Annotated in this window: 25 protein-coding genes and 1 pseudogene; 14 read left to right on the top strand and 12 right to left on the bottom strand. The window is 42.8% G+C overall.

Annotated elements, in window-relative coordinates; translation table 11 throughout:
- Positions 1 to 30: 30 nt before the first annotated feature.
- Entirely contained in the window at positions 31 to 879 is an 849-nt protein-coding gene (locus NWF01_02180; protein MCW4023825.1) for a histone deacetylase, read from the top strand.
- A 16-nt stretch (positions 880 to 895) separates the two neighbouring features.
- On the opposite strand, the gene NWF01_02175 is transcribed toward NWF01_02180, so the two are convergent.
- Together NWF01_02175 and NWF01_02170 are read right to left on the bottom strand one after the other, a co-directional pair.
- Positions 896 to 1519, bottom strand: coding sequence for a 4Fe-4S dicluster domain-containing protein (locus NWF01_02175; GenBank protein MCW4023824.1), 624 nt, complete (start codon positions 1517 to 1519; stop codon positions 896 to 898).
- Positions 1520 to 1726: 207 nt separating this feature from the next.
- Complete coding sequence (locus NWF01_02170; GenBank protein MCW4023823.1) at positions 1727 to 2566, bottom strand: OB-fold nucleic acid binding domain-containing protein; 840 nt, start codon at positions 2564 to 2566, stop codon at positions 1727 to 1729.
- 113 nt (positions 2567 to 2679) lie between these two features.
- Here NWF01_02170 and NWF01_02165 point away from each other — a divergent pair, with 113 nt between their 5' ends.
- Both NWF01_02165 and NWF01_02160 read left to right on the top strand, forming a co-directional pair.
- Entirely contained in the window at positions 2680 to 2934 is a 255-nt protein-coding gene (locus NWF01_02165) for a DUF131 domain-containing protein (GenBank protein ID MCW4023822.1), read from the top strand.
- Positions 2935 to 2940: 6 nt separating this feature from the next.
- On the top strand, positions 2941 to 3234 hold the full coding sequence (locus tag NWF01_02160) for a DUF131 domain-containing protein (protein ID MCW4023821.1): 294 nt from the start codon (positions 2941 to 2943) through the stop codon (positions 3232 to 3234).
- A gap of 2 nt (positions 3235 to 3236) precedes the next feature.
- Here NWF01_02160 and NWF01_02155 read toward each other — a convergent pair whose 3' ends face one another.
- From NWF01_02155 to NWF01_02145, 3 genes are read right to left on the bottom strand one after another with little or no spacing between them, the layout of a single operon-like run.
- The gene (locus NWF01_02155; protein MCW4023820.1) at positions 3237 to 3359 is read right to left on the bottom strand and encodes a hypothetical protein; all 123 of its coding nucleotides are present in this window, start codon (positions 3357 to 3359) and stop codon (positions 3237 to 3239) included.
- Positions 3360 to 3405: 46 nt separating this feature from the next.
- Positions 3406 to 3813 (bottom strand): hypothetical protein, encoded by a 408-nt coding sequence (locus tag NWF01_02150; protein ID MCW4023819.1) that lies wholly within the window; start codon positions 3811 to 3813, stop codon positions 3406 to 3408.
- Between the two features lie 35 nt (positions 3814 to 3848).
- Positions 3849 to 4445 carry an Hsp20/alpha crystallin family protein gene (locus tag NWF01_02145; GenBank protein MCW4023818.1) on the bottom strand — a complete coding sequence of 199 codons (597 nt, stop codon included), beginning with the start codon at positions 4443 to 4445 and terminating at the stop codon, positions 3849 to 3851.
- A 256-nt stretch (positions 4446 to 4701) separates the two neighbouring features.
- Here NWF01_02145 and NWF01_02140 point away from each other — a divergent pair, with 256 nt between their 5' ends.
- Positions 4702 to 5478 (top strand): AAA family ATPase, encoded by a 777-nt coding sequence (locus NWF01_02140; GenBank protein MCW4023817.1) that lies wholly within the window; start codon positions 4702 to 4704, stop codon positions 5476 to 5478.
- 3 nt (positions 5479 to 5481) lie between these two features.
- Here NWF01_02140 and NWF01_02135 read toward each other — a convergent pair whose 3' ends face one another.
- Both NWF01_02135 and NWF01_02130 read right to left on the bottom strand, forming a co-directional pair.
- Positions 5482 to 5856: a hypothetical protein gene (locus NWF01_02135; protein MCW4023816.1), complete on the bottom strand. Its 375-nt coding sequence runs from the start codon at positions 5854 to 5856 to the stop codon at positions 5482 to 5484.
- A 70-nt stretch (positions 5857 to 5926) separates the two neighbouring features.
- Entirely contained in the window at positions 5927 to 6220 is a 294-nt protein-coding gene (locus tag NWF01_02130; GenBank protein ID MCW4023815.1) for a hypothetical protein, read from the bottom strand.
- Positions 6221 to 6364: 144 nt separating this feature from the next.
- Here NWF01_02130 and tsaA point away from each other — a divergent pair, with 144 nt between their 5' ends.
- The 8 genes and pseudogenes from tsaA (at position 6365) to acsC (ending at position 14819) form a co-directional block, all read left to right on the top strand.
- Positions 6365 to 6850, top strand: coding sequence for a tRNA (N6-threonylcarbamoyladenosine(37)-N6)-methyltransferase TrmO (gene tsaA / locus NWF01_02125; GenBank protein ID MCW4023814.1), 486 nt, complete (start codon positions 6365 to 6367; stop codon positions 6848 to 6850).
- A 92-nt stretch (positions 6851 to 6942) separates the two neighbouring features.
- Entirely contained in the window at positions 6943 to 7707 is a 765-nt protein-coding gene (locus tag NWF01_02120; GenBank protein ID MCW4023813.1) for an AAA family ATPase, read from the top strand.
- A 140-nt stretch (positions 7708 to 7847) separates the two neighbouring features.
- The gene (gene cdhA, locus NWF01_02115; GenBank protein ID MCW4023812.1) at positions 7848 to 10196 is read left to right on the top strand and encodes a CO dehydrogenase/acetyl-CoA synthase complex subunit alpha; all 2349 of its coding nucleotides are present in this window, start codon (positions 7848 to 7850) and stop codon (positions 10194 to 10196) included.
- Between the two features lie 6 nt (positions 10197 to 10202).
- Positions 10203 to 10748: a CO dehydrogenase/acetyl-CoA synthase complex subunit epsilon gene (cdhB, locus tag NWF01_02110; GenBank protein ID MCW4023811.1), complete on the top strand. Its 546-nt coding sequence runs from the start codon at positions 10203 to 10205 to the stop codon at positions 10746 to 10748.
- Between the two features lie 10 nt (positions 10749 to 10758).
- Positions 10759 to 12159 carry a CO dehydrogenase/CO-methylating acetyl-CoA synthase complex subunit beta gene (gene cdhC / locus NWF01_02105; GenBank protein ID MCW4023810.1) on the top strand — a complete coding sequence of 467 codons (1401 nt, stop codon included), beginning with the start codon at positions 10759 to 10761 and terminating at the stop codon, positions 12157 to 12159.
- Positions 12160 to 12165: 6 nt separating this feature from the next.
- Positions 12166 to 13383: a CO dehydrogenase/acetyl-CoA synthase subunit delta gene (gene cdhD / locus NWF01_02100; protein MCW4023809.1), complete on the top strand. Its 1218-nt coding sequence runs from the start codon at positions 12166 to 12168 to the stop codon at positions 13381 to 13383.
- A gap of 17 nt (positions 13384 to 13400) precedes the next feature.
- On the top strand, positions 13401 to 13559 hold the full coding sequence (locus tag NWF01_02095; protein MCW4023808.1) for a hypothetical protein: 159 nt from the start codon (positions 13401 to 13403) through the stop codon (positions 13557 to 13559).
- A gap of 27 nt (positions 13560 to 13586) precedes the next feature.
- Positions 13587 to 14819: pseudogene (gene acsC / locus NWF01_02090) on the top strand (acetyl-CoA decarbonylase/synthase complex subunit gamma).
- A gap of 112 nt (positions 14820 to 14931) precedes the next feature.
- On the opposite strand, the gene NWF01_02085 reads toward acsC, so the two are convergent.
- Both NWF01_02085 and NWF01_02080 read right to left on the bottom strand, forming a co-directional pair.
- A complete protein-coding gene (locus NWF01_02085; GenBank protein ID MCW4023807.1) occupies positions 14932 to 16152 on the bottom strand; it encodes an ABC transporter permease in 1221 nt (406 codons plus the stop codon).
- Positions 16145 to 16900, bottom strand: coding sequence for an ABC transporter ATP-binding protein (locus NWF01_02080; GenBank protein ID MCW4023806.1), 756 nt, complete (start codon positions 16898 to 16900; stop codon positions 16145 to 16147). The genes NWF01_02085 and NWF01_02080 overlap by 8 nt, the downstream gene beginning before the upstream one ends.
- 73 nt (positions 16901 to 16973) lie before the next feature.
- On the opposite strand from NWF01_02080, the gene NWF01_02075 reads away from it, so the two are divergent.
- Both NWF01_02075 and NWF01_02070 read left to right on the top strand, forming a co-directional pair.
- Positions 16974 to 17807, top strand: coding sequence for a hypothetical protein (locus NWF01_02075; GenBank protein ID MCW4023805.1), 834 nt, complete (start codon positions 16974 to 16976; stop codon positions 17805 to 17807).
- A 75-nt stretch (positions 17808 to 17882) separates the two neighbouring features.
- Complete coding sequence (locus NWF01_02070) at positions 17883 to 18869, top strand: hypothetical protein (GenBank protein ID MCW4023804.1); 987 nt, start codon at positions 17883 to 17885, stop codon at positions 18867 to 18869.
- Positions 18870 to 18881: 12 nt separating this feature from the next.
- On the opposite strand, the gene NWF01_02065 is transcribed toward NWF01_02070, so the two are convergent.
- The 3 genes from NWF01_02065 to NWF01_02055 form a co-directional block, all read right to left on the bottom strand.
- Positions 18882 to 19493, bottom strand: coding sequence for a hypothetical protein (locus NWF01_02065; protein ID MCW4023803.1), 612 nt, complete (start codon positions 19491 to 19493; stop codon positions 18882 to 18884).
- Between the two features lie 148 nt (positions 19494 to 19641).
- Positions 19642 to 21180: a hypothetical protein gene (locus tag NWF01_02060; protein MCW4023802.1), complete on the bottom strand. Its 1539-nt coding sequence runs from the start codon at positions 21178 to 21180 to the stop codon at positions 19642 to 19644.
- Between the two features lie 118 nt (positions 21181 to 21298).
- Complete coding sequence (locus NWF01_02055; protein MCW4023801.1) at positions 21299 to 22720, bottom strand: RtcB family protein; 1422 nt, start codon at positions 22718 to 22720, stop codon at positions 21299 to 21301.
- Between the last annotated feature and the right edge of the window lie 103 nt (positions 22721 to 22823).

The raw sequence follows: 22823 nt of genomic DNA, 5'->3' as shown, positions 1-22823 counted from the left end.
GTAGAAGCTCTTCTGTGTGGGGCAGGCTAAATGAAAACAAAAATTGTCTTTGCAGAAAAAAGCTTGTGCTACGGAACATGGCATATCGAAGGTCCTCAAAGAATACGGGTCGCCCAAGAAATTCTTAAAGAAAAAGGCTACGAGTTTGTGGAACCAGAACCTGCAACTGAGGATGACTTGATGCTGGTGCATGATATGGACTACTTGTGGAACCTGAAAAAAGGTTTAGTTGAAGATTCCGACACGCCAGCTTACGATAACATTTACGAGTTTGCCAGACTTTCCGTGGGGGGAGCGTTACTTGCTGCAAAAATTGGGGGTTTCTCGTTTATGCGTCCACCTGGGCACCATGCTGGAGCGTCTGGTGCTGCCATGGGAAATTATTCACGTGGTTTTTGTTATCTAAACAATATTGCTGTTGCAGTGAAAGCTCAGGGTAAATCAACGTTAATTTTGGATATTGATGGGCATCACGGCAATGGCACACAGGAGATTTTTGAAGGTGACAAATCTGTGGTTTATGTGTCACTTCACCGTTCACCACATTACCCTGGAACAGGCTTAACTTCAGAGGGCAACGCAATAAACTATCCTTTACCAGTTGACTGCGGGGAAGAAATGTTTCTAAATGCATTGCAGAAAGCCTTAAGCGAGGTTGACTTAAGCAAGTTTGAGTCACTTGCTGTTTCCGTAGGGTTCGATACACACATGGGGGATTTGGCATCGTTGGGTTTAGAAACAAACAGTTTTGGAAAGATTGGAAAAATCATTGCTCAACTGAAAAAACCCACCTTTTTTGTTTTTGAAGGTGGCTATATTGGTGAACAAAACGGTTACGATTTAGATGCTTTCTTAAAAGGGTATGAAGAAAATCTTTAAAGGAAAATAAAAAAGATTATTCGCTTTTTTCGGCTTCTTCTTTCTTTTTCCTGTTCATTTTCTCAAGATTTTCTGAGATTTTCATTGACCGCTTCTCAGCTTCGGCAAGCAATGGTTTCCAGTCTTTGTTTTTAACAATGGTTTCCAGTTTTGCAATTTGTTCAGGCATATTTGTTAATGCATCATTGAATCGTTTGTCAGCTTCCTCATCTGTGCTTACTAGTGTGAGTGCTTCTTCTGGGCAGTTTTCGATACATTTTGGTTCGCCTCCGCACAGGTTGCATGCGATGGCTTTTCCAGTTTCAGGATGGATTGTTATTCCACCATGTTCACAAGCTTGAACACACCAATCACAGCCTTTGCATTTAGCTTCATCAATAACTAGTATTCCTGTACCTTCGGCTTGCATGATTGCTTTTTCTGGGCATGCTTTAACGCATCTTGCATCGTCACAGAAACGGCAGGATAACGCGAAATTTAGCACGGGCTTCATGCGGACGACTCGTATTCTGGAGAGGGTGGGATTCCAAACTTTTTCGCCTTTTTCCATGGTACAGGAGTATTCGCACAGTCCGCATCCAGTACATTTGCTGGGGTCAACTGATACAAATTTTCTTTGCTCGTTATTGGCTGATTGCATTTCATTATCAACCTGTTTATTGTTATCTTACACAGTTGTGTGCAATCATTTACTTTTAACCCTTACTTAAAAAATCTTTTTTTTTGATGATAAAAGTGGTTCTGCAACATCAAAAACCAGTTATTTTAACACTCCTTATCTTCAAAAGGCTAATGTAAACATCACTTCTTTGATACCCGTCAACTACTCAGATTCTTTAGTGTAGGCTTAAGGTTCCAAAATATTAGCCAGCACATTTGAGTCCACATGAAGCTCCAAACCGCCATTCTGGGCCTCCCTAACTCTGGCATTCACCAACTGCAACATAACCCCTGCCTTAAGCACTTTTTGTAGCTCCTCTGCTGTCTCATTCCAAGCAACCACATTAACTTGCCCAGAATCATCTACAAGAATAAACCGCAAAAATGAGCCATCCGACTGGTCATTTCTTGAAAACCTGCTCAACCCAGAAACCTCCTTGACAGTTCCCAAAAGAAAAACAGGCTGATTATCCCTGCTTAACTGGCTGATTTTAATGGCGAACTTTTCAGAGGTAGGGTACTGGCATGATGTCGAGTCTTGGATTTCAATTTTGCTTTTGGTTCCCATGTGCATCTCGGCTTTACCTGATCGGTCTGCTTTTGTGTAGCCGTGGCGCAGGCAAATGACCTGATTTGTTTTGAGTTGCCCGTTGTCAACCATGTCTGCTTTTTTGTCCCAAAGCACCACACGTAAAAGTCCATCACCATCAGCTAAAAACAAGGTAGCAAATTTACCTGATTTATCTCCCTTGCTAAAAGTTTTCGATGGAAAAACCGCCAGCAAACGCCCCTCAACAGTTACATCGTTTAAGCCAGCAAACAAATGCTTACTAGATAGGTTAGACGGGTAAAATCTGTTGTAGGGGATTTCTATGCCAAATCTCGCAGCAATCAACCGCAGCAGGGTTTCATCGCCCAGCAGTCCGCCTGACCGTTTTTTTTCTGTTTCCAAGTTTTCCATGATTTGCTGCTGAGTTATTTCGGGCTTTTTTGCTTGTATTTGCTGGATTATTTCGTTTGGGGTCATTTTGGGCGCTGTCAACCGTTAGGAGTTTGAGTTGCTTTAAGTTTTTGGTTTGTTTGCCTTTTGATTACCTTTATTAAAACGCTGCTTTCTAGTACACCTGCGGTTGAGAGCAAATGGATACATCTGCCTTTTTTTCTTTGGGCACCCTGCTGATTATAGTTGGAGTAATCGTGGTTATTTTAGCTGTTATTTTATCATCAACAAGCCGTGGGGACAGGGAAAAAGCCAAAGTTAAGGGTGCAGGAGTAGTGATGATTGGTCCTATCCCAATTATTTTTGGAACAGACAAAAAATCAGCAACAACTGTTGTGGCACTTGCTTTAGCGTTAACAATTATTTTGATTGTGTATTATTTGCTTGTGAGGTAACTGGAAATGACGGAAAATTATGAGGAAAATGGTGAGGGCACATTTTTTGGCAGAGGGTTTTGGTTGCTTTCTGCGGGATTAATTTTGATTTTTGTGGGGTTTGCAGTTGTGATTATTTCTTCTCTGTTGTCCAGTGCTGGTTCGGGTAGTGTGGGCGGTGTGATTCTTATTGGTCCAATACCGATTGTTTTTGGTTCGGGTCCTGATGCTGGTTGGCTTGTTTTAATCGGGGTTGTTATTACAATTTTGAGTTTAGTGTCTTTTTTGTTGCTGAATAGACGAAGAAAAATTATTGGTTAAGGTTACTCGTTTTCCTCTTCTTCATCTTTACCATAGTACGCATAAAGTAACATCAAAACTATGGTAATAAAAGATGTGCCCATGAGGACATAAATTATGTTACCGAAGTACGAGTTTAAGTCCAAGTTTGGTTCTCCTGTAAGTTTATCATATCAATACTAGTCTTCATATTTAAGCAGTAGCTTTTTTCCATTCATTCATCAACATGTCATAATTGCTGTCATCAGTTTCAATGTTTTCAAACCACCCCAGATTCTGAGCAATTTTCTGCGCCAATAAATGATAACACATGTGAGCTTTCTTATCCAAAACCCTAAAATAAAAATCATCACAAGGGCAAAACTCGGCTTCAGGCATGATAAGGTAGTCGCGTTCCTTGCCAATTACAATCCAAACTACTCTTTGGCTCGGCTGGAACATATATTTTTTCACACGACTTTCTTTAAGCGCATCCAACGCTTTGGTGAAGCGTTGCCCAAAAATCTCGTACAAATCAGTCAGATTGGTTCCTGACAGTTTGCCTGCTGCTTTTGCTTCTCTGCATATAGCGTTTAGCTTGTCAAGTTCGGAATCATTCATTGTTTGCACGCGGATAACGGGATGATGGTAGTGACCTATTTTATGTCGATTGGTTCGCCTTTAGGCTTGTTTTCTGTTTCGTTTTTAGGCAAAACCACTTCTAAGACACCATTTTTGTATGTTGAGGTTGCCTCTTTAGCTTTCACTTTAGCGGGCAATGCTACATCTTTATAGTATTTGTACTGGACTGTGTCAACTGAAATGGTTAAGGATTTTTCTGTTCCGTGAAGTTCAATATCGCTTTTATCCACACCTGGCAACTCTACAACCACACGAATTTCGCTTGAAGTATCAATTATGTCGACAAGCGGTTCACGTTCTTCTTTAACCTGAGGCAGCCCTTTCTGGTTTTTCTTTAGGTTGCCAAACTCCTGAATTTCTGGTTTGCCGTCAGAACCAATCTTCATGCTGTAACCATAAACAAAGGGTCCAAACTCTTTTTCTGTGCTGCCGTCAGGCAGTTTGCGTTCTTTAACGTACTCTTTTGGGATTTTCTGGCTGAAATCTTTGAATTCTTCTTCCATCATCTTTTCCATTTCGTGAAACATTTTGTCGATGTCGCTGAAAAATGGGTCTTTTGATGGACTTTTGCGTTTACGATACCCTTCAGGGTAATCTTCATCCGTTGACAAATTGCATTCACCCTATGAACAACAAACTAACCTTTCAGTATCCAATAAATTTTATGTAAAAATACTCAGATAACCAACATTAACCCATGCTGGTGTTTTCAAATTGGCATCAATAGTGCAACAAGCGAAATCGCCTCTGAAAAATCAAGTTATCATAAAGAAGCGGGATTAGCAGGCTCCCTCCTATTTAATAGGATTTTCAGGGAAAATGTAAATTAATTTGTTAAGTGATTACCTTTTAGAGTTTGTGATTGTTATGAAAATTGCTGTTTCTGGTAAAGGCGGCGTTGGTAAAACCCTTATCGCGGGGGGTTTAGCTAAGGGTTTCACAGACCGTGGATTAAAAACGATAGCTATTGATGCAGATTCTTCTCCCAATTTAGGCTTAACATTGGGGTTAACACCTGAGGAAACCCGAAAAATTGTTCCAATTTCCGAAAACAAACCGCTAGTAGATTCAAAAACTGACACTGGCTACTCAGGCGTATACAACCTTAACTTTCGAGTTGACGATATAGTAAAACAGTACGCTGTACCTACCCCATTGGGTGCAAACTTGATTGTAATGGGCACTGTTCATTCTATGGGTGCGGGTTGTATGTGTGCTCCAACAGCCGTTATCCGCGCACTTTTGCGTCATCTTGTTGTTGAACGGGGTGAAGCAGTGATTTTAGATCTTGAAGCCGGCGTGGAACACATCGGTAGAGGAACCGCAGAACAGGTTGATGCTCTGATAATTGTTGCTGACTCAAACTTGAAGTCATTAGAAATCGCCAAGCACATCAATGATATGGCGTTGGCTGCGGGTATGAAACAGCTATTTTTGGTGGGTAACCGTGTGATGAATGATGTCCAAAAAGAAGCTATTCAGAACTTTGCTGACCAAAACGGCATTGCTATGCTTGCGTTTGTGCCTTGGGACCAAGCGGTAATCGAAGCTGATATGATGGGGCAAACCCCGCTAAAAAACAAGGAAATTGCCGCAGTTAAAGCAATAGATGATATTTGTGAGCTTTTGTTAAAGAAGCCATAGCCACTATTTTTCCCATTTTGTAACGTATACTTTGCCGTTTTCGCCTCTAAATGCCCTGATTAATTCGCAATGTCTAAAAAACGCGAATTCCTGCTCCAGTTGCTCAGGTTTAATGTTCACAATTTTAAGCAGTTCGTCTCTTGTTATTTTGCCGTGGTCTTCTATAGCGCTGTAAATTTTCTGCTGCAACTCCGTCAAACCAGTGCTTCCTGTTTGTCCTAACTGTTTCCTAACGGATAGAGCTGATGCCACCGCTAGAGGGTCACAAGCTCTGGGTGGGTTCGTTTCATACATGTAACAGTCTTCGCATAGGATTTTGCCGTGTAAATTGTAGGCTTCGTCTTCTTTTAGGGGTGTGTTGCATCTTTGGCATTCCATCTTTTACCACATAGAACTATTGGATTTTTTCTGGTTTATGTATTTGCCTGTTTTTTCACTTTTTGTATATTTATAGTGTTTTTGCCACTTCACTTAATGGTTTCACTGGTCGTATTTCTGTTTTCATTAGTCCAAAGAATTTTGTGATTGCCTCTGGATTTGCTGCTTCTATTGTAAAAAAGCCCTTATGATCCATAGCGGTGTCTTGAGGGCAACTCATGTAGGCCGCTGTCAAGTTGATCCCTGCGTTTTTGATGTTTTGTTCTGAAAAGAGTTGTTTAACCATTGCTTTTCCTTCTGAAGTGTTTAAAGGACACTGCGCGGCGGGATGTGTATGTGTAGCTTCATACAGCAAAAACTTCACCTCCTACAACCATAAAAAACGGAACTATTTTCCTTACTGTGTTAAATTAATCGTGAATTTAAAACTTGTTAAAGTCGGAAAAACGCAGGAAAATTTTAAGGGTTACAACTGTTATTGCTGAGTTAGCTTGAGGAGTGACTGTAGCTGAATAAAATAACCTACATACCTATAGGCGTTATTCGCACGCCGTTTAAGGAACCAAAAAATGTTCCCATACAAGCCGCAGCATCCAAAGATACTTCGGGGACAATCGAAATATGCCCTCAATATGTGGAGGGTTTAAAAGACCTTGACGGTTTCTCCCATATCATCTTGCTGTATCATTTTCATCTGGTAACTGACTGTTCTTTGATGGTTAAACCCTTCCTTGACGATAAACTTCACGGGATTTTTGCAACCCGCGCGCCTGCTCGACCAAATAAAATCGGTTTCTCCGTAGTGAAACTTAAAAAAATAGAGCAAAATGTGCTGTTTGTTGAGAATCTTGATATTGTTGATGGCACTCCCTTGTTGGATATTAAACCTTATGTTCCAAAATTTGACCATCGAGAAACAGTTGAAATTGGCTGGTTTAGCAGCAAAATCAACAAGCTGCCTGAAACGCGGGATGACGGCAGATTCTGCAAGTAACCTTTAAACGTAGAAACCTTGTTGGCTTAACCATATACAATATATGCGAGTTTAAGCTAAGAAAACCGCAATAACAATTTGAGGTTTTAATATTGAAAACTCTTGTTACTGTTGGTCGCGGAGGAACCGGAAAATCCAGTTTTACAGCGTTAATGGCTAAATGTCTTATTGAAGCAGGCGTATCCCCTATTCTTCTAGTTGATGCTGACCCTGACCAAAACCTCGGCGAAATGCTGGGTGTAGAGCTAAAAGAAGCTGGAAAATCCACAATTGCAGACCTCATTGTTAGCACATTTATTGAGCATGGTGGTACAACTGTTGGTGTTCCTCCAACTCAGCGTATTGAGAGCAGGATTTGGGAAAACGGGCTCTATGAGGGTAACCATTTTGATTTTATGGCGGTTGGTACCAAATGGGTTGAAGGCTGCTATTGCATGCCAAACTCAGCCTTGAAAGGTGCTTTGGAATCTTTAACAAAAACCTACAAATTCGTGCTCATTGACTCCCCTGCTGGGCTTGAAAACCTCAACCGCAGAATCACATCAACAGTTAACGACATTTTTGAGGTGCTTGACCACTCCAAAAAATCTCTTGACCACGTGCGCCGGGCAGTTAGAATCATCAAAGAAGTTGACATGAAATATGAAAACTTTTACTTAGTTGGCGGTTACCGATTCCCAGAAGAACGGGGTGCCCTAGCTGAGCAAGAGCTTAAATTTAAGTATCTTGGAAAAATTGCTCCAGACGAGGCATTAGATGATTGTGTTTTGGCGGGTGAATCTTTGCTTGATTTACCTAGTGATAATGAAGCATACTTGTCGGTAAAAGCAATTCTGAAAACTTTAGGCTACATATAATCAACTTTTTTTTTAATATCTTTTGATTTACGGTTTTATTTCCTGTATAATTTGACGTGATTTTTATCTGGGCAATCTGGAAAGGTTTAAAAACTTTGTGACAATCGCATTTTATTAAAACCTTTACAGAGGTTCTCACTTTGACTAGTAAAAACGTCCGTGTTAAAATAGACGAAATGAAGACCAATATGGGTCAAATTAAAAACTTGGAATTATCCTTTGGCAAAGTTGTCACCGACAACTGGAATGAGCCAATGGGTCCAACCCCAATGCCTCATATAACCACCCTACGAGACTGGGACATGAAACTGCTAAACAAATACAAGCCCTTTTACATGCCTGACTGCGACCTCTGCTGTCTTTGCACATACGGAAAATGTGACTTGACAGCTGGAAAACGCGGTGCATGCGGGCTTAACATTGCCGACCAGTCTTCTCGTATCGTGCTTATTGCATGTTGTATTGGAGCTGCAACCCACAACGGTCATGCTAGGCACGTTGTTGACCACTTAATCGAGGTATATGGTCGCAAATTCCCGCTCAACGTAGGCGGCTTAAACGTGAAAGTTGAAGCGCCAGTAACCAGACTTGTCACAGGCGTAAAACCTGAAACCCTTGGCGACTTGGATGATATTTTATCATACACAGAATCACAAATTACCCATCTAGTTTCTGCAGCACACACAGGTCAAGAATCTAACAATTTAGATTTTGAATCCAAAGCATTCCACGCAGGCAGAATGGACCAAGTGGGTATGGAAATCGCAGACCTCTGTCAAATTTCAACCTTAGGCTTCCCAAAAGCAGACCCAGAAGCACCACTTATACAAATGGGCATCGGAACAGTTGATAACACAAAACCAGTTATCATGTGCATCGGTCACAACGTCGTGCCTTCCGTTGGAATTATCGATTACATGAAAGATCACAAACTCGACGATAAAATGGAAGTCGTCGGTCTATGTTGCACTGCCATTGACAACACAAGGTACTACGAACGTGCAAAAATTGTTGGTCCAATCTCTTGGGAACTCCGCTACATACGCGGCGGTTTCGCAGACGTAGTCGTCTTAGACGAACAATGTGTTCGAACTGACTGCAACTTAGAAGCTGAACGTGTCAAAGCTCCAGTTATTGCAGCATCTGAAAAGAACTGTATCGGCTACAAAGACCGTACAAATGATCCAGTAGACCAAATCGTAGATGATCTAGTCAGCTACAGAGTATCTGGTGTTCTGATCCTTGACCCAGAAAAAGTCGGTGAAGTCGCTGTTAGAGTAGCTCAAAAAGTTGCGCCTCTTCGCAAAAAGATGAAATCTCTGCCAGAGCTAGACCAAATTAAAGAACTCGCAAAGAAATGCCGCCACTGCAACCTATGCCAGAGAAGTTGCCCACAAGACCTTTCAATTGAACCAGCAGTACGCGCTGCAGCTGAAGGTGACTATTCCAAACTTGCAGCTCTATACGAAGCATGCATCGGTTGCGGAAGGTGCGAAGAAGCCTGCCCAGTTAAACTAGAAATCCACAGCTTCATACTCAAAGTCGGCGAAAAGAACATGCTTGAAGAGAAAAACTTCTGTCGCTCAGGCAGAGGTGCAGTCTCAGACGTCGAAATCAGAAGCGTCGGTGGTCCAATCGTACTCGGCGAAATTCCAGGAATTGTCGCATTAGTAGGTTGCGCTAACTACCCCAACGGTGGAAAAGACGTTTATGATATCGCCAGAGAATTCGCTTTACGCCGATACATAGTGTGCCTTACTGGTTGCTCAGCAATGTCTGCAGGCAGCTACAAGAATGAGGACGGCAAGACCCTCTACGAGGAATTCCCAGGCGGATTCGAAGCTGGAGGAGTACTCAACAATGGTTCATGCGTTTCAAATCCACACATTGCAGGTGCAGCAATCAAAGTAGCAAACATCTTTGCCAAACGAAACTTACGAGGTAACTACGAGGAAATCGCCGATTACATACACAACCGTGTAGGCGCAGTCGGTTTAGCTTGGGGTGCATACTCCCAGAAAGCAGCATCAATTGCATCAGGCTTCTGGAGCTTAGGTGTACCAGTCCTTGTAGGTCCACACGGCAGCAAATACCGCAGAATGCTTATGGGTAGATCAGACAAACCAGAAAACTGGGAAGTTTACGATGCCCGAACAGGCAACAAAGTAAACGTTGGTCCATGCCCCGAACACCTCTTCCAAACAGTCGAAACACCACAAGAAGCAATGGTGCAAATCGCAAAACTCTGCCTAAGACCAAACGACACATGGAAAGGACGTATGGGCAAACTAACCCACTACATCGACCTACACAAACGTCACTACGGCATAATGCCCCCAGACATCCACCAGTTCATCCGAACACCAGCTGACATACCAATCACAATGAAAGATGAAATAACCGAGATCCTGAAAGCAAAAGATTGGAAGGAATCAATAATTCCAGACCCAACAATGCTTCAGAGAATGGTAAGGAAAGTTAAGGAGTGATCATGAATGTCCTGTGAACCATGGCAATGTGCAGAAATAGCTGCAACTAAAAAAGCAAACCCAATCCAAAAACCCGAGATCGCAGTAGCAATGATCAAAAGAGCCGCCAGACCCCTTTTAGTTGTCGGCAGCAATGCCACTCAAAGGTGTATGGAAGGCAAACTACTCATTGACTACATAATTGACTTCGCAAACGCGTCCAAAGTTCAAGTAGTCGCAACAGCCCACATGGTCGGTGAATTCCTCAAACGAGGATACACCCCTGCAGGTTTCATGACTGCAATGGACATCGGCCAAAGAGTGGTTGACCCAACATGGCAAGGTATAGACGGCAAAGGCCACCCAGACCTAGTAATGTTTGTTGGTTTACCCTACTATATGGAAGCACTTATCCTATCAGGACTCAAACACTTTGCACCAGACCAGAAAACCATGACCCTTGACAACTTGTATCATCCACATGCAAGCTGGTCATTCCCCAACGCACGTCTAGACACATGGGCATCAAACCTCAAAGTCATGACCTCACAATTCAACCAAGGAGGAAACTAAGAAAATGTCAATGTTTAAAGATATACCAGTCGAAGTAGGCGTAATCTATGAAGGAGAACGTATCCGACGAAACGACATGCAAGTCGAACTCGGCGGTCCAACAGTCAAACAAAAGTTTGAACTGGCAAAAGTAAAACCCATGAATGAAATCGATGATGGCAAAATCACCATTATCGGACCAGACCTAAAAGACCTCAAAGAAGGCGGCGCACACCAACTCGGCATCCTCATTGAAGCAGCAGGCGCAAAACTCGATGCAGGCCTTGAAGGTGTCCTTGAAAGACGTATTCACGGCTATCTAAACTACGTCGAAGGTTTCATGCACTTAAACCAGCGCTATGACGTCTGGATGCGTTTAGGCAAAAAATCATTCCAGAAAGGCCTAAACAGCTTTGAAATAATGGGCAAAGTTCTCTACAGACTCTTCAAGAGCGAACTACCAATCGTTGAAAAACTACAAATAACCTTCATAACAGACGCTGACAAACTCGCCGAAGTATACCCACAAGCACTCCAAGCATATGAAGCACGTGACGCAAAAGCAAGAGGACTCAAAGACAGTGAAGTCGACACCTTCTACGGTTGTGTCCTATGTCAATCATTTGCTCCAAGCCACGTCTGTGTTATCACACCACAAAGATACAGTAACTGTGGTGCCATCAGCTGGTTTGACGGAAAAGCCTCAGCAAGCATTGACCCGAAAGGTCCAATCTTTGCAATTCCAAGAGGCGAAGTTATCAACGCAGAGAAAGGTGAATTCAGCGGCGCTAACGAAGCAGTAAAGAAACACAGCATGGGCGAGGTCACCAAAGTCTGGCTTTACACAGCATTTGACCATCCACACACTTCATGCGGATGCTTCGAAGCAGTAGCATTCTACATTCCAGAAGTTGACGGCTTAGCAGTAGTACACAGAGGCTTTAAAGGTGCAACAGTAAACGGTTTACCTTTCAGCACTCTAGCAGACTCAACAGCCGGCGGACGTCAAATTGACGGATTCCACGGTATGGCACTTGAGTACATGCGTAGCAGCAAATTCTTCGCAGCAGACGGTGGATGGAACCGAATCGTTTGGTTGCCAAAGGAAATCAAAGAAAAAGTCAAACAATATATTCCACAAGATGTCGTTGACAAGATTGCAACCGAAGACGACGCAAAGAACATTGAGGACCTTCAAGCATTCCTAAAGGAAAAGAGCCATCCAGTCGTCGAAAGATGGACAACAGAAGAAACTGCCGAAGAAGCAGAAGCAGCTCCTGAAGCACAAGCATTTGAGGGCATGCCCGTGATGACAACTTCATCTTTACCAATAAATGCTGGCGGCTTTAGAATAATTCTTAAAGATGCAAAAATCTATGCTTCCAAAGTTATCGTTAAACCCTTAAAAGAAGAAAAAGCAGAGAAACGGTGAGTTAACTTGGCGGACAATAAAAAAGACGAAGACAAACACGGTGGAATCGACGCAAACGACCTGTTGAAGCTTCTTGCGAAGTTTCAACACCTCGAACTCCACGACTTTGAAATGAGCGCAAGCAATCTAGAATTCAGAGTTGAGCCTGGCGTAGCTGCTCCAATGATGCCTAATGTCAAACTGCCTATTTCTATGCCAACAAAACCAGCTGCTTTAATGCAACAAACTTTCACACCGCCAATCGAAAAATACTCTGGTGAAATAGCAACAGTAAAACTTGGTGCAACAAAAAGTGAAGGCGGCACCCGTGGAAGAAGCATAACCATAGGTGGCGAAAAAGCACCTGCCTTCTACACTTTTGAAAGCTCCATCATAAACAAGCCAGTTGTCACCATGGACGTTTTCGACATGGCTGTGCCCTTGTCTAAAGCTGTCAAGATGCACGTTAAAGAAGTCCTGGACGACCCTGCGGCTTGGGCAAAACTTGCAGTTGAGAAATTCGGTGCAGACATGATTACCGTTCACTTAATCAGCATTGACCCCTTACTCAAAGACGCAACACCAAAATCAACACTAAAAACAATCGAAAACGTGTTGCAAGCAGTTGATGTTCCCCTTGTAATCGGTGGATGCGGTGACCCAGAAAAAGACACAGCCTTATTCGAAGAAGTAACTCAAGCTTTTCCAGGTGAAAGATTCCTTCTAAGCTCATTTACACGCGACATGAAAATAGAGAAAATTTCAAAACTTGCAAAACAAAACAACCATGCCGTATTAGCCTTCACTTCAATGGACTTAAACATGGCACGAGAATTGAACAGAAACCTTTATGATTACTTAGGTAAAGATGACATCGTTATGGACTTATCCACAGCTGCTTTAGGTTACGGTCTAGACTACGCTTTCACAAACATGGAACGCGGTAGACTCGCAGGCTTAATGGGAGACGGTGAACTTGCACATCCAATGTCCTCTGGAACAACCAATGCTTGGGCTGCACGTGAAGCTTGGCTAAAATTGGAGGACAGATGGGAACCACGCGAACTCAGAGGTCCACTTTGGGAAGTAAACACTACATTAACCCTACTGCTAGCAGGTGTAGACATGTTTATGATGATTCACCCAGCAGCAGTCAAGACCCTAAAAGACGTTATCAACAACTTATCCAGCGGTAAAAAAGCTGACCCCAGCAAATACTTAGACTGGGTTTCAGCCAAAATGTAAACTCGGAGGAAAAATGTATGAGTGAAAAAGCTACAAAGAAAGAATTAAGCCCAATAGACATTTACAAGTTGCTTCCAAAAACTAACTGTAAAGAATGCGGTCAAGAAAACTGTATGGCTTTTGCCACCAAAGTTGTTGCACGTGAAGCAAGCATTGAACAATGCAAACCCTTGTAGAAACCAGAACACGCAAAGAACTACAAAAAACTACAAGATATGCTCAAACCTCCAGTTAAAGAAGTAGTAATCGGTGCTGGTGACAATGCCCGTAAAATCGGTGGCAAACTTGTCATGTACCGACACGAATTCACATACTTTAACCCAACCGCAATCGCAGTTGATGTAACAGACGAAATGCCTGACGCAGAAGTTGACAGCCGCATAAAAAGTACAGAAAGTTTCAGCTACGAATACATCGGAAACGCTTTGAAACTTGACATGATTGCTGTTCGTTCAACTTCCGGTGACGCTGAGAAATTCAAGGCTTGTGTCAAAAAAGTTTCAGAAACAACCAAATTGCCCTTAATTCTCTGTGCTTTGAACCCTTCTGTTCTTGAAGCAGGTGTTATGGCAATACCGAAAGCAAGACCATTACTGTACGCTGCAACAATGGAAAACTGGAAAGACATGGCAGAATTAGCCTTAATGTACAACTGTCCACTTGTTGCTTCTGCACCTAACGACCTAAACAATCTTATGACCTTAGCTAAAACGTTGCAAACCTATGGTGTTCAAGACCTCGTTTTGGACCCTGGAACATTCTTTAATGATGGCTTAGCTGATACATTAAACAACTTTACAATGCTTCGCAGAAGCGCAACAAAACAAGGTAACGAATTAGCTGGTCTTCCATTGATTGGTTTACCCTTAACAGCTTGGGCAAACAAGGGTGAAATGGCTGATGACTTAGTCAAATGGCGTGAAGCCTACGTAGCCGGTATGCTTATCGTCCGTTTTGCAGACATTGTTATACTTCACACAACCGATGGATGGGCACAACTACCAGAAGTATTCCTAAGACAAAACATTTACACTGACCCACGCAAACCAGTTGCAGTTGCACCAGGTCTCAAAGTGTTCGGAACACCCGATGAAAACAGTCCAGTATTCTTCACATCAAACTTTGCCCTAACCTATTACACTGTAGCATCAGACATTGAAAGCAGCAAAACCAACGCTTACCTACTCGTAGTCGATGCAGAAGGCAGCGCAATCGACAGCGGTGTCGCAGGACGCAAACTAACAGCAGACAAAGTTGCAGACGCAATAAAATCCAGCGGTATCGAAGGCAAAGTCAAGCATCGCAAAATCATCATCCCAGGCAAAGCAAGCAGAATCAGCGGTGAAATCGAAGAATTATCCGGCTGGAAAGCCATGGTTGGTCCACGTGACTCAAGCGAGATACCTAAGTATCTTGTTGAGAAATGGCAACCATAAAACAACCTTTCTTTCCTTTTTTGATTTTATTTTTCAAGTTTGTCGTTTTATGTGTTTGTAGTGTGTAATGGGCAGGGCACAAGTGCGCCTAACAGAGCTTAGTGCGACATGCCTAATCGGTTATCCTGTCCTTTACCGTTGCCGCTGCCAAAGCAAAGAACAACACAGCAATGCCACCAATCACCAGAAACTCCAAGCCTAAATCACCGATGCCGTAGCCTTTGAGCATTATGCCCTCAAACAGTTTGTTTCCGTAATACATTGGCACGAACTTGGCGATAATTTGTACCCAATCTGGGAAACTGTTTACTGGAATCAGCATTCCACTTAATGCCATGCTTGGCAACGCGATTAATGGGGCCATCTGAACTGCCTGCAACTCATTTTTGGCAAAGTTCGAGAGGAAAACCGCAAGGAAAACATGCGCCAAAGCATACAGCACCGCGCCAAAGAACAAAAGGAAAATGTTGCCTTGAACAACCGCACCAAAAACGCCCACACCAATCACCAAAATAACACTTACCATAAGGATGCTAATCAGGAGAAGTGCAATGGAGAAACCTAGTAGTCTTTCTATGGCTGAGAGTGGTGTAGTGTAGATTCTTTGCAGTGTTCCAGAGGTGGCTTCTCGGGTGATTATGATAAGTGAAATTAACATGACAAGGAAAGTTAGTATAAACGCGATCACTGATGGAATGCTCACGTCAAGACCAGAATATTCCTCGCCTCCAAATGCAAACTGCTTATCAAGTGTTATGTCATCACCACTTCCAGACGAATTCTGCAGAGCGCTGTGTAGTGCTCCCATTATGCTTGCTTGATTTGCTGGTTCTGTTCCGTCAATGTATAGTGAAATTGTAGTGTCGACACTTGTATTGTTCTGGCTTAAGAAATTGGCAATGTCTGGTGGGAGGTCACTGATTCCTATATGTTGCAGACCTTGAGTTGCCATCGCGATCAGCAGTGCTTGCGAAAAATTTTCGGGAATACGAATTGCCCCACAGTATGTTCCGTTATCCACGCCTGCTTTGTTTTGCTCAAAACTGCCCAACGTTACTTTTACTCTGTCATCAGTCATCAACGAAGAGGTGATGTTGTCGCCAAAATGGAAGCTAAGTTCTCCAGAGCTAAATCCGCTATCCTGGTTATCCACCAAAATGGGGACATTTGTTGCTTCGCCGCCAAGAACAAACCCGAAAATAAGCATAATCAATGCTGGCATTGCAATCATCATGCCTAAAGTGCGCTTATCACGGGAAATCTGCTTAAGTACACGCCAAGCAACAGCCATAACTCGCGCAGATGAAAAACTCTTGTATTTACCATTATGCATCGGCAATTTCTCCTCCACTTAGTTTAATGAAAACCTCCTCAATCGTGGCAACACCATACTTGCGCTTGATTTCTTGCGGTGTCCCTTCTTCAATCAGCCTTCCAGCACGCATCAAACCAATCTTATCTGCCCTTTCAGCCTCATCCATCACATGTGAAGTCAAAACAATAGTCAAACCAGAATCCGCCAGTTTTCTAAAGTATTCCCAAAAAAACGCGCGCAAAACAGGGTCAATACCCACAGTTGCCTCATCCAAAAACACGATTTTTGGCTGATGTACGAGCGCGCAGGCGATGCTTGTTCTGCGTTTCATTCCGCCAGAAAGACTGGAAATCGTAGTTTTTCTTTTTTCGTCTAATCGCAGAATCGGTAAAAGCTCATTTAGCCGCGTTTCGAATTGGCTGCGTTTCATCTGGTAGAGTTTTGCGAAAAACCAAAGGTTCTGCTCGACTGTTAGGTCGTTGTAGATTGCGTATTCTTGTGGGGCAACTCCAATTTGGCTTGCTATGGCTCGGCGTTGTTTGGGCATTTCGTAGCCTAAGACTTTGATTTTGCCTGATGTTGGGTAGAGGCTGCCTGTTATCATGTTGATGGTTGTGGTTTTTCCTGAGCCGTTGGCGCCGATTAAGGCGTAGATTTCGCCTTGTTTTATTTTGAGGTTTAATCCGTTTACTGCGTGGATTTGTCCTTCTTTGTAGATTTTGGTTAGGTTTGAAGTTTCGATGGCTACTTCCAGGTTGTTTGCCAAGTTACCTCACTTGCCCCAACGGATATATGCCCCAGTATCTTATAGATTTGTTGTTACTTTTGGAGTGACAAAATTGAGCCAAGAACAGCAAGACAAACTAATCCATGCACTCTGCAAACTAGGCATGAGCAACTACCAAGCCAAAGTCTACTCAGCACTAGCATCACTAGGACCATCAAGCGTAACAGAAATACAACGAACTTCCACCGTACCCCGAACAAAAATCTACGAAATACTAGAACAGCTCATAGCAATGGGCGCTGTCGAATTCCAAAGTGGAAGACCCGTAATCTACAACGCTTTATCACCCAACATTCTCGTAGACCGCATGCGAAATTCTTACCTAAACGCAGCGGATGATGCTAATAGGATTCTTGCCGAAATGCAGCAGACCGAAAAAAGCACTGCTGAGGATGTGGTTTGGGTAGTTCGGGGAATGACTGCTGTACGCAGAAGGGCAGCACTCACTGTTGCTTCAGCTAAAAAACGTGTTATCATGGTTGAGCAGTATCCTCTTAATTTAATGCTTGCCACAAGTTCCATTCTAAAATCAATGATTCAAAAAAATGTGTATGTCAGTGCTGTTTGTGTAGTTAATGGTAGTCAGCGTTTAGACGAACGATTGAAGAGCGAAGAGTTTATCGAGTTTAGAAAAACAACGCCCATATCAAATATCGCAGGTCCTACTGATGACCTAACAGAGGCTTTCCGAAGAATGATTACGGCAATCTTGGCAAAGAAATCCAGTCTTATACTTGTGGATGACAAGGAAGCATTCCTGTTTATACCTGACTTAACTGACGATTCTAAAAGTGTAGGGTTGACTTTGAAGATTCCAGGGTTGCCTCTTATGCAGCGTATACTATTTGAGCGGATTATACAGCAGGGTACAGTGCCCATAAGATAACTTGCAAATACAAAATTGTTAATTTTGGGATTAGGTATTAATATTTAGGTGTGCCAATTTTAATGAAGATAACTAATGAGCAGACACATCATAGGTAATTATGGTAAAGCCACACTTGCCTTTTTGTTAACTTTAACTTTGCTAATCAGCGTAGCTGCTACTTTTCAAATTGTTTATGCTCAAAGTAGCGATTATTATCACATGACTTACTCTTGGAATTATCAAGGTTACTGGACTTGGAATCTAGATATTCCCAAAGCATTATATGACGCCTACAAATCCGTTTCCGAATATACACGCATTCAAAACGGCATTCAAGGCTATGGTTTTCTGGTCACAACACATGACAGTTACATCCAATCCTTAACTGACAAATTAACCCAAATCTCCGATGAGAATGGTTTCTCAGAATATGAAAAGGTCAGTTTTGCTCTGGCTTTTGTGCAAAGTTTACCCTACACTTCAGACGATGTAACCACTCTATGGGATGAGTACCCCAGATTTCCTATAGAGACTTTGGTGGATAATGGCGGAGACTGCGAGGATACCTCTATTCTTTTTGCTACAATTGTCAAACAGATGGGTTACGGTGTTGTCTTCATTAATCCCGAGGGACACTACGCGGTTGGAGTGCTAGGAGAGGACACACTTGAAGGGTACTACTGGACGTATCCAACTGGAAGCGACAACAGATATTACTACTGTGAAACTACAGGTAACGGTTTTGAAATCGGCGAATTACCCGACGATTACATAGGTGAAAAAGCCCACATTTACCCAATATATGAAAACCAGCAGTATGAACCAAACATCCAAATTCAACCAACAGATGAACCCCTACCGACAGCAGAACCAACAGGCACCTCAACAACACAACCAACAAACACTCATCCCCAAGACACAACAAGCGAACCTGACGACTTTTTCTTTTCTTTTATGGATGATTTAGGCATGTTCATCTTAGAAATCGGCTTAATCTTTATTGTTGTAATAGTAATTGTTGCTGTGGCTGTCTCAAAAACCCGTTCCACACAACCGCCACCTCCACCACCCACAATTTAGCCTTAAGGCAACTCAGTTGTTTTTGGGTTTCTGATTTTGCTTGTAGAGTTTTTTCTGGTACACTGACGACTTCAAACCCCTAATTTGCCCATGAGCCATCGCTTTTTGGCGCTCCAAATTTTTGATTCTAGCATACAGCTTTGACACTTTAGTTTTAGACGGAACCTTACGTTTAGGCAATCGGGCTGGTACAGGCGTGAAGGGTTTATCTTTTTCTTTTTTTGCACGTTTTACCTTCTTGAAGGGTACATCTTTGACTTTTTTGAAAACAACCATGCCCTCTTTAGGATTGACTTCCTGTACCTCCCAGCCAACATCCAACCATGCCTTAGTATGCGTGTTTCTTGCAGTATTGCTCCACCATGCCACCTCACGATAAGCTTCCATCGGCAAATTGCTACCTATCAATCCATCAATTCTTGCAAATGTAAGCTTCACAGTGTCTGTAAAGGCTGCCCTGAATTTTAGGTGGTTTGCAAGTCCGCTGTACTTTGATTTTGGGGTTGGAGAAACAACTCGTCTGGCACAGTTCAGGCAAAGCATAGCGTTGTAGTCGCCTGTTGAAACGTCGGGTACCATGCAGTCTTGACAGAACATGTGTTTGCATCGTTCGCACTTTCGCATGTATGAGGTTTGGATTACTCTGTGGCAAATTCCGCATTCATCTTTTATTTTTTTTCACGACCACACGTGTTTGGCTGGCAAAATTTGCTAAAGCAATATACTTTTGTTGAAATATTAATTTGTCCTCTAAAAATTTAGGTTTCCACGTTTAGATTGGGTTTTTTGGTTTCATTCTCAGAATCTGCTTTATCTCCACAAATACCAGTTTTACCATGTGTCGAGCTTGCTCATCAATTAGCAGTAGCAGTCCAAAGTAGATTCCTGCTCCTAAAGATGCTTTAAGTAAAGTAAAGACAAGTGTTGTTGTTTCAGGCAGTAAGAATAGTGTAGCTCCCATTACAACGCCGACAGCTAGATATTTTGCTATGTCTTTCATGTTGATGAATACTTTGCCTGCGTATTTGTGAACTAGCCAGTAACTTACAATCAAGTTAACCACATTCATGATTATTGCTATAACCCCAACATACTCCGCTACCACAACAGGATTGCTAATTGGAAACATCGTAATGGCAATGAAAGTTAACGGGATTGTTATGCCTGCTTGAAGATACGTAAGCGATAACGCCTTGAAAATTTTGCTTTTCAATAGTTCTCTGAGCGATATTTTTCCGCCAATATCAAAACTTTCCACGCCTGTCAAGTAGTTGATGTAAAATGTACTTACCAGCGATAGTACAGTAGCAACTGTTAGCATGATAAGCACTGGCCATGATTCTACATAATTTACGTTTAAAACTGTTAGTAACGATTTTGACATTGAAATCACCACCGTCGCTAAAGGAATCGCCATCATCATCGTTGTCGAAAAGGATGTTACAACATGCTTGTCTTCACAATTGTTTGACAACAGTTTTGGGTACAAGGCAAATGATAGGGAAGTTGCATAAGCAACCACGTTAATGAACATGCTTGCAGCAGTGTAATGTCCCAGTGAATCCTTGTTAACTGCATAAATCATGAATGCCTGTAGTGACAAGATTTGTGTTCCAATTGTGCTGTAAACAAAAACCGCTGAACCCTTTAGCCATTCAACCAAGTATGCAAATCGGATTTTTTCTTTAAGTGCATCTCTTAAGAGCCACATGTAGTAGGCTATCTGGACAAAGACAGCTATCAGTAAACTTGCCATGGCTCCTGAAAACAGCGTGTGAGAATCAATTACTGCAGCTGGTTCCCCTTTAATGAAGAGGAAAAACACCGTATATGCAATGGTAACTTTTATGATTTCATGAACCAGTAAGCCATATCCTGTAGTTTGCGGCTTAACAGAGCGTAAGCAGCTTTCTAGCATTATAGTCACATATGAAGTTAAAATCAGAAGGCTTGCAAATAGGAAAATATCAAAAAGCCCCGGGTTAACATTGAATGTTCCAAAATATATTGGGAGAAACACGCAGTACCCCACTGTTGCGGCTACTCCAAGGATAAGGTTTGCAGCTAAACCCGTTTTGATGCTGTTTTCTTTTCTTCTTGCAACAAACCGTGTTGTCCAAAATGGAAAGACACCTGTTAAGAAAAGGAAGGGTCCAATGGCAGTGTAAATAAATGACCAGTCACTAAACCCCTGTGTTGTCATGTTTCGGGTGAGTAGCAGGGTGAACGCTAATCCCGTGGCTACGCTAATCATTTGAGCAGTGAATATTATTAAGCCTGAATAGCGTACTCTGATTCCGTCATCAGCCAAGACATTTTCTCTCTGCGTTTGCGGGGTTGTCTATGGTTTATTGTATTGACTTATTCAATCTTTCAGATATACACTTCCCCTAATCTTTAGGAACTAACCCCAAAAAAAGAGGCAGTTGCTAGCCTTTAACGACTGCAACAGGCACTAAACGGGCAACCTTAGTTGCAATGCCCACTTTGTCGCTAACGTCAGCAACCACATCAACATTCTTATAAGCTGGGTCCGCTTCCTCAGCCAAAACCGACGCGCTTGCAGCACGCACAGCAATCCCCCGCTTCTCCAAACCTGTCTTGATGTCGCCGCCCCAATACTGACGCTTAGCTGCACTGCGACTCATCATTCTGCCTGCGCCATGTGCGGTGGAGCCAAAAGTTAAATCCATAGCTTTCTGACCACCAACCAGTACCCAACTGCTGGTTCCCATACTGCCTGGAATAAGCACGGGTTGTCCTTGGCTGCGGTAATCCTCTGGAACATCTGGGTGACCTGCTGGGAACGCGCGTGTTGCACCTTTACGGTGAACCCAAACCTTACGTTTTGTGCCTTGCTCATCTACTGTGTGAGTTTCAATCTTGGCAATATTGTGAGCCACATCATATACGAGGTTTAAACCGAATTTTTCGGGGTCAGAGTGGAAAACTTCTTGGAAGCTCTGCCTTACCCAATGCATGATGGCTTGGCGGTTAGCAAACGCGTAATTGACTGCGCAGCACATCGCCTCAAAATAGTCCCGTGCTTCACTGCTGTTTCCTGGTGCACAGGCAAGTTCACGGTCTGGCAGGGCTATTTTGTACTTTTGTGAGGCATGCTCCATAACGCGTAGGTAATCGCTGCAGACTTGGTGTCCATAGCCTCGTGAACCGCAATGAATCATAACCATTACTTGTCCTTCATGGGTTAAACCGAAGGTTTTGGCGGTTTGGGGGTTGAAGATTTTGTCTACTTTTTGGATTTCTAAAAAATGATTTCCTGAGCCCAACGTGCCAAGTTGTGTTAAGCCGCGGTTTTTAGCGGTTCTGGAAACCTTGTCAGGGTTGCCATTTGCCATAAACCCTTGTTCTTCACAGTGTTTAGCGTCTTGGCTCCATCCTAAACCTTGGTCGATTAGCCATTGGACGCCTTCAAGAACCAATTTGTCTAAGTCATTCATTGATACTCTGAAGTCTTTACGCCTGCTACCCAATCCCGATGGGACATTGCGGAAAATCGCTTCAGCTAACGAGGAGAGTTTTGGGTGCACATCCTTCTCGGAAAGATTAGTAGATAGTAATCTGACGCCACAGTTAATGTCATAGCCCACACCACCAGGACTGATAACTCCCTTCTCATAATCGGTAGCGGCGACGCCTCCAATTGGAAAACCGTACCCTTCATGTCCATCAGGCAATGTAACTGCATGCTTGTAGATGCCTGGAAGCTGCGCGACATTACTGCATTGCCACAGTGTACGGTCTGTCTGCATTTTTTCCAGTAATGCCTCATTTGCAAATATCATGCCTGGAACACGCATCTCGGACTTGTACTTGGGGATTTGCCACATGTAATCGTTGATTTTTTGTAGTGGAACCTTCTCTGGGTCTGCTCTGTTTTTGTTTTCGCCCAAAATATTCACCTTTCAAACAAAAGAATAATGGTGTTATAAA

The sequence above is a fragment of the Candidatus Bathyarchaeota archaeon genome, assembly GCA_026014585.1.
Lineage (GTDB): Archaea > Thermoproteota > Bathyarchaeia > Bathyarchaeales > Bathycorpusculaceae > Bathycorpusculum.
This window is presented reverse-complemented; position numbering and strand designations above follow the sequence as displayed.

Excerpts from the sequence above, each read along its gene's own strand:
- NWF01_02180 (MCW4023825.1), top strand. The coding sequence starts at position 31 with ATGAAAACAAAAATTGTCTTTGCAGAAAAAAGCTTGTGCTACGGAACA.
- NWF01_02175 (MCW4023824.1), bottom strand. The coding sequence starts at position 1,519 with ATGCAATCAGCCAATAACGAGCAAAGAAAATTTGTATCAGTTGACCCC.
- NWF01_02170 (MCW4023823.1), bottom strand. The coding sequence starts at position 2,566 with ATGACCCCAAACGAAATAATCCAGCAAATACAAGCAAAAAAGCCCGAA.
- NWF01_02165 (MCW4023822.1), top strand. The coding sequence starts at position 2,680 with ATGGATACATCTGCCTTTTTTTCTTTGGGCACCCTGCTGATTATAGTT.
- NWF01_02160 (MCW4023821.1), top strand. The coding sequence starts at position 2,941 with ATGACGGAAAATTATGAGGAAAATGGTGAGGGCACATTTTTTGGCAGA.
- NWF01_02150 (MCW4023819.1), bottom strand. The coding sequence starts at position 3,813 with ATGAATGATTCCGAACTTGACAAGCTAAACGCTATATGCAGAGAAGCA.
- NWF01_02140 (MCW4023817.1), top strand. The coding sequence starts at position 4,702 with ATGAAAATTGCTGTTTCTGGTAAAGGCGGCGTTGGTAAAACCCTTATC.
- NWF01_02135 (MCW4023816.1), bottom strand. The coding sequence starts at position 5,856 with ATGGAATGCCAAAGATGCAACACACCCCTAAAAGAAGACGAAGCCTAC.
- cdhB (MCW4023811.1), top strand. The coding sequence starts at position 10,203 with ATGTCCTGTGAACCATGGCAATGTGCAGAAATAGCTGCAACTAAAAAA.
- cdhC (MCW4023810.1), top strand. The coding sequence starts at position 10,759 with ATGTTTAAAGATATACCAGTCGAAGTAGGCGTAATCTATGAAGGAGAA.
- NWF01_02095 (MCW4023808.1), top strand. The coding sequence starts at position 13,401 with ATGAGTGAAAAAGCTACAAAGAAAGAATTAAGCCCAATAGACATTTAC.
- NWF01_02085 (MCW4023807.1), bottom strand. The coding sequence starts at position 16,152 with ATGCATAATGGTAAATACAAGAGTTTTTCATCTGCGCGAGTTATGGCT.
- NWF01_02070 (MCW4023804.1), top strand. The coding sequence starts at position 17,883 with ATGAGCAGACACATCATAGGTAATTATGGTAAAGCCACACTTGCCTTT.
- NWF01_02065 (MCW4023803.1), bottom strand. The coding sequence starts at position 19,493 with ATGCGAAAGTGCGAACGATGCAAACACATGTTCTGTCAAGACTGCATG.
- NWF01_02055 (MCW4023801.1), bottom strand. The coding sequence starts at position 22,720 with ATGTGGCAAATCCCCAAGTACAAGTCCGAGATGCGTGTTCCAGGCATG.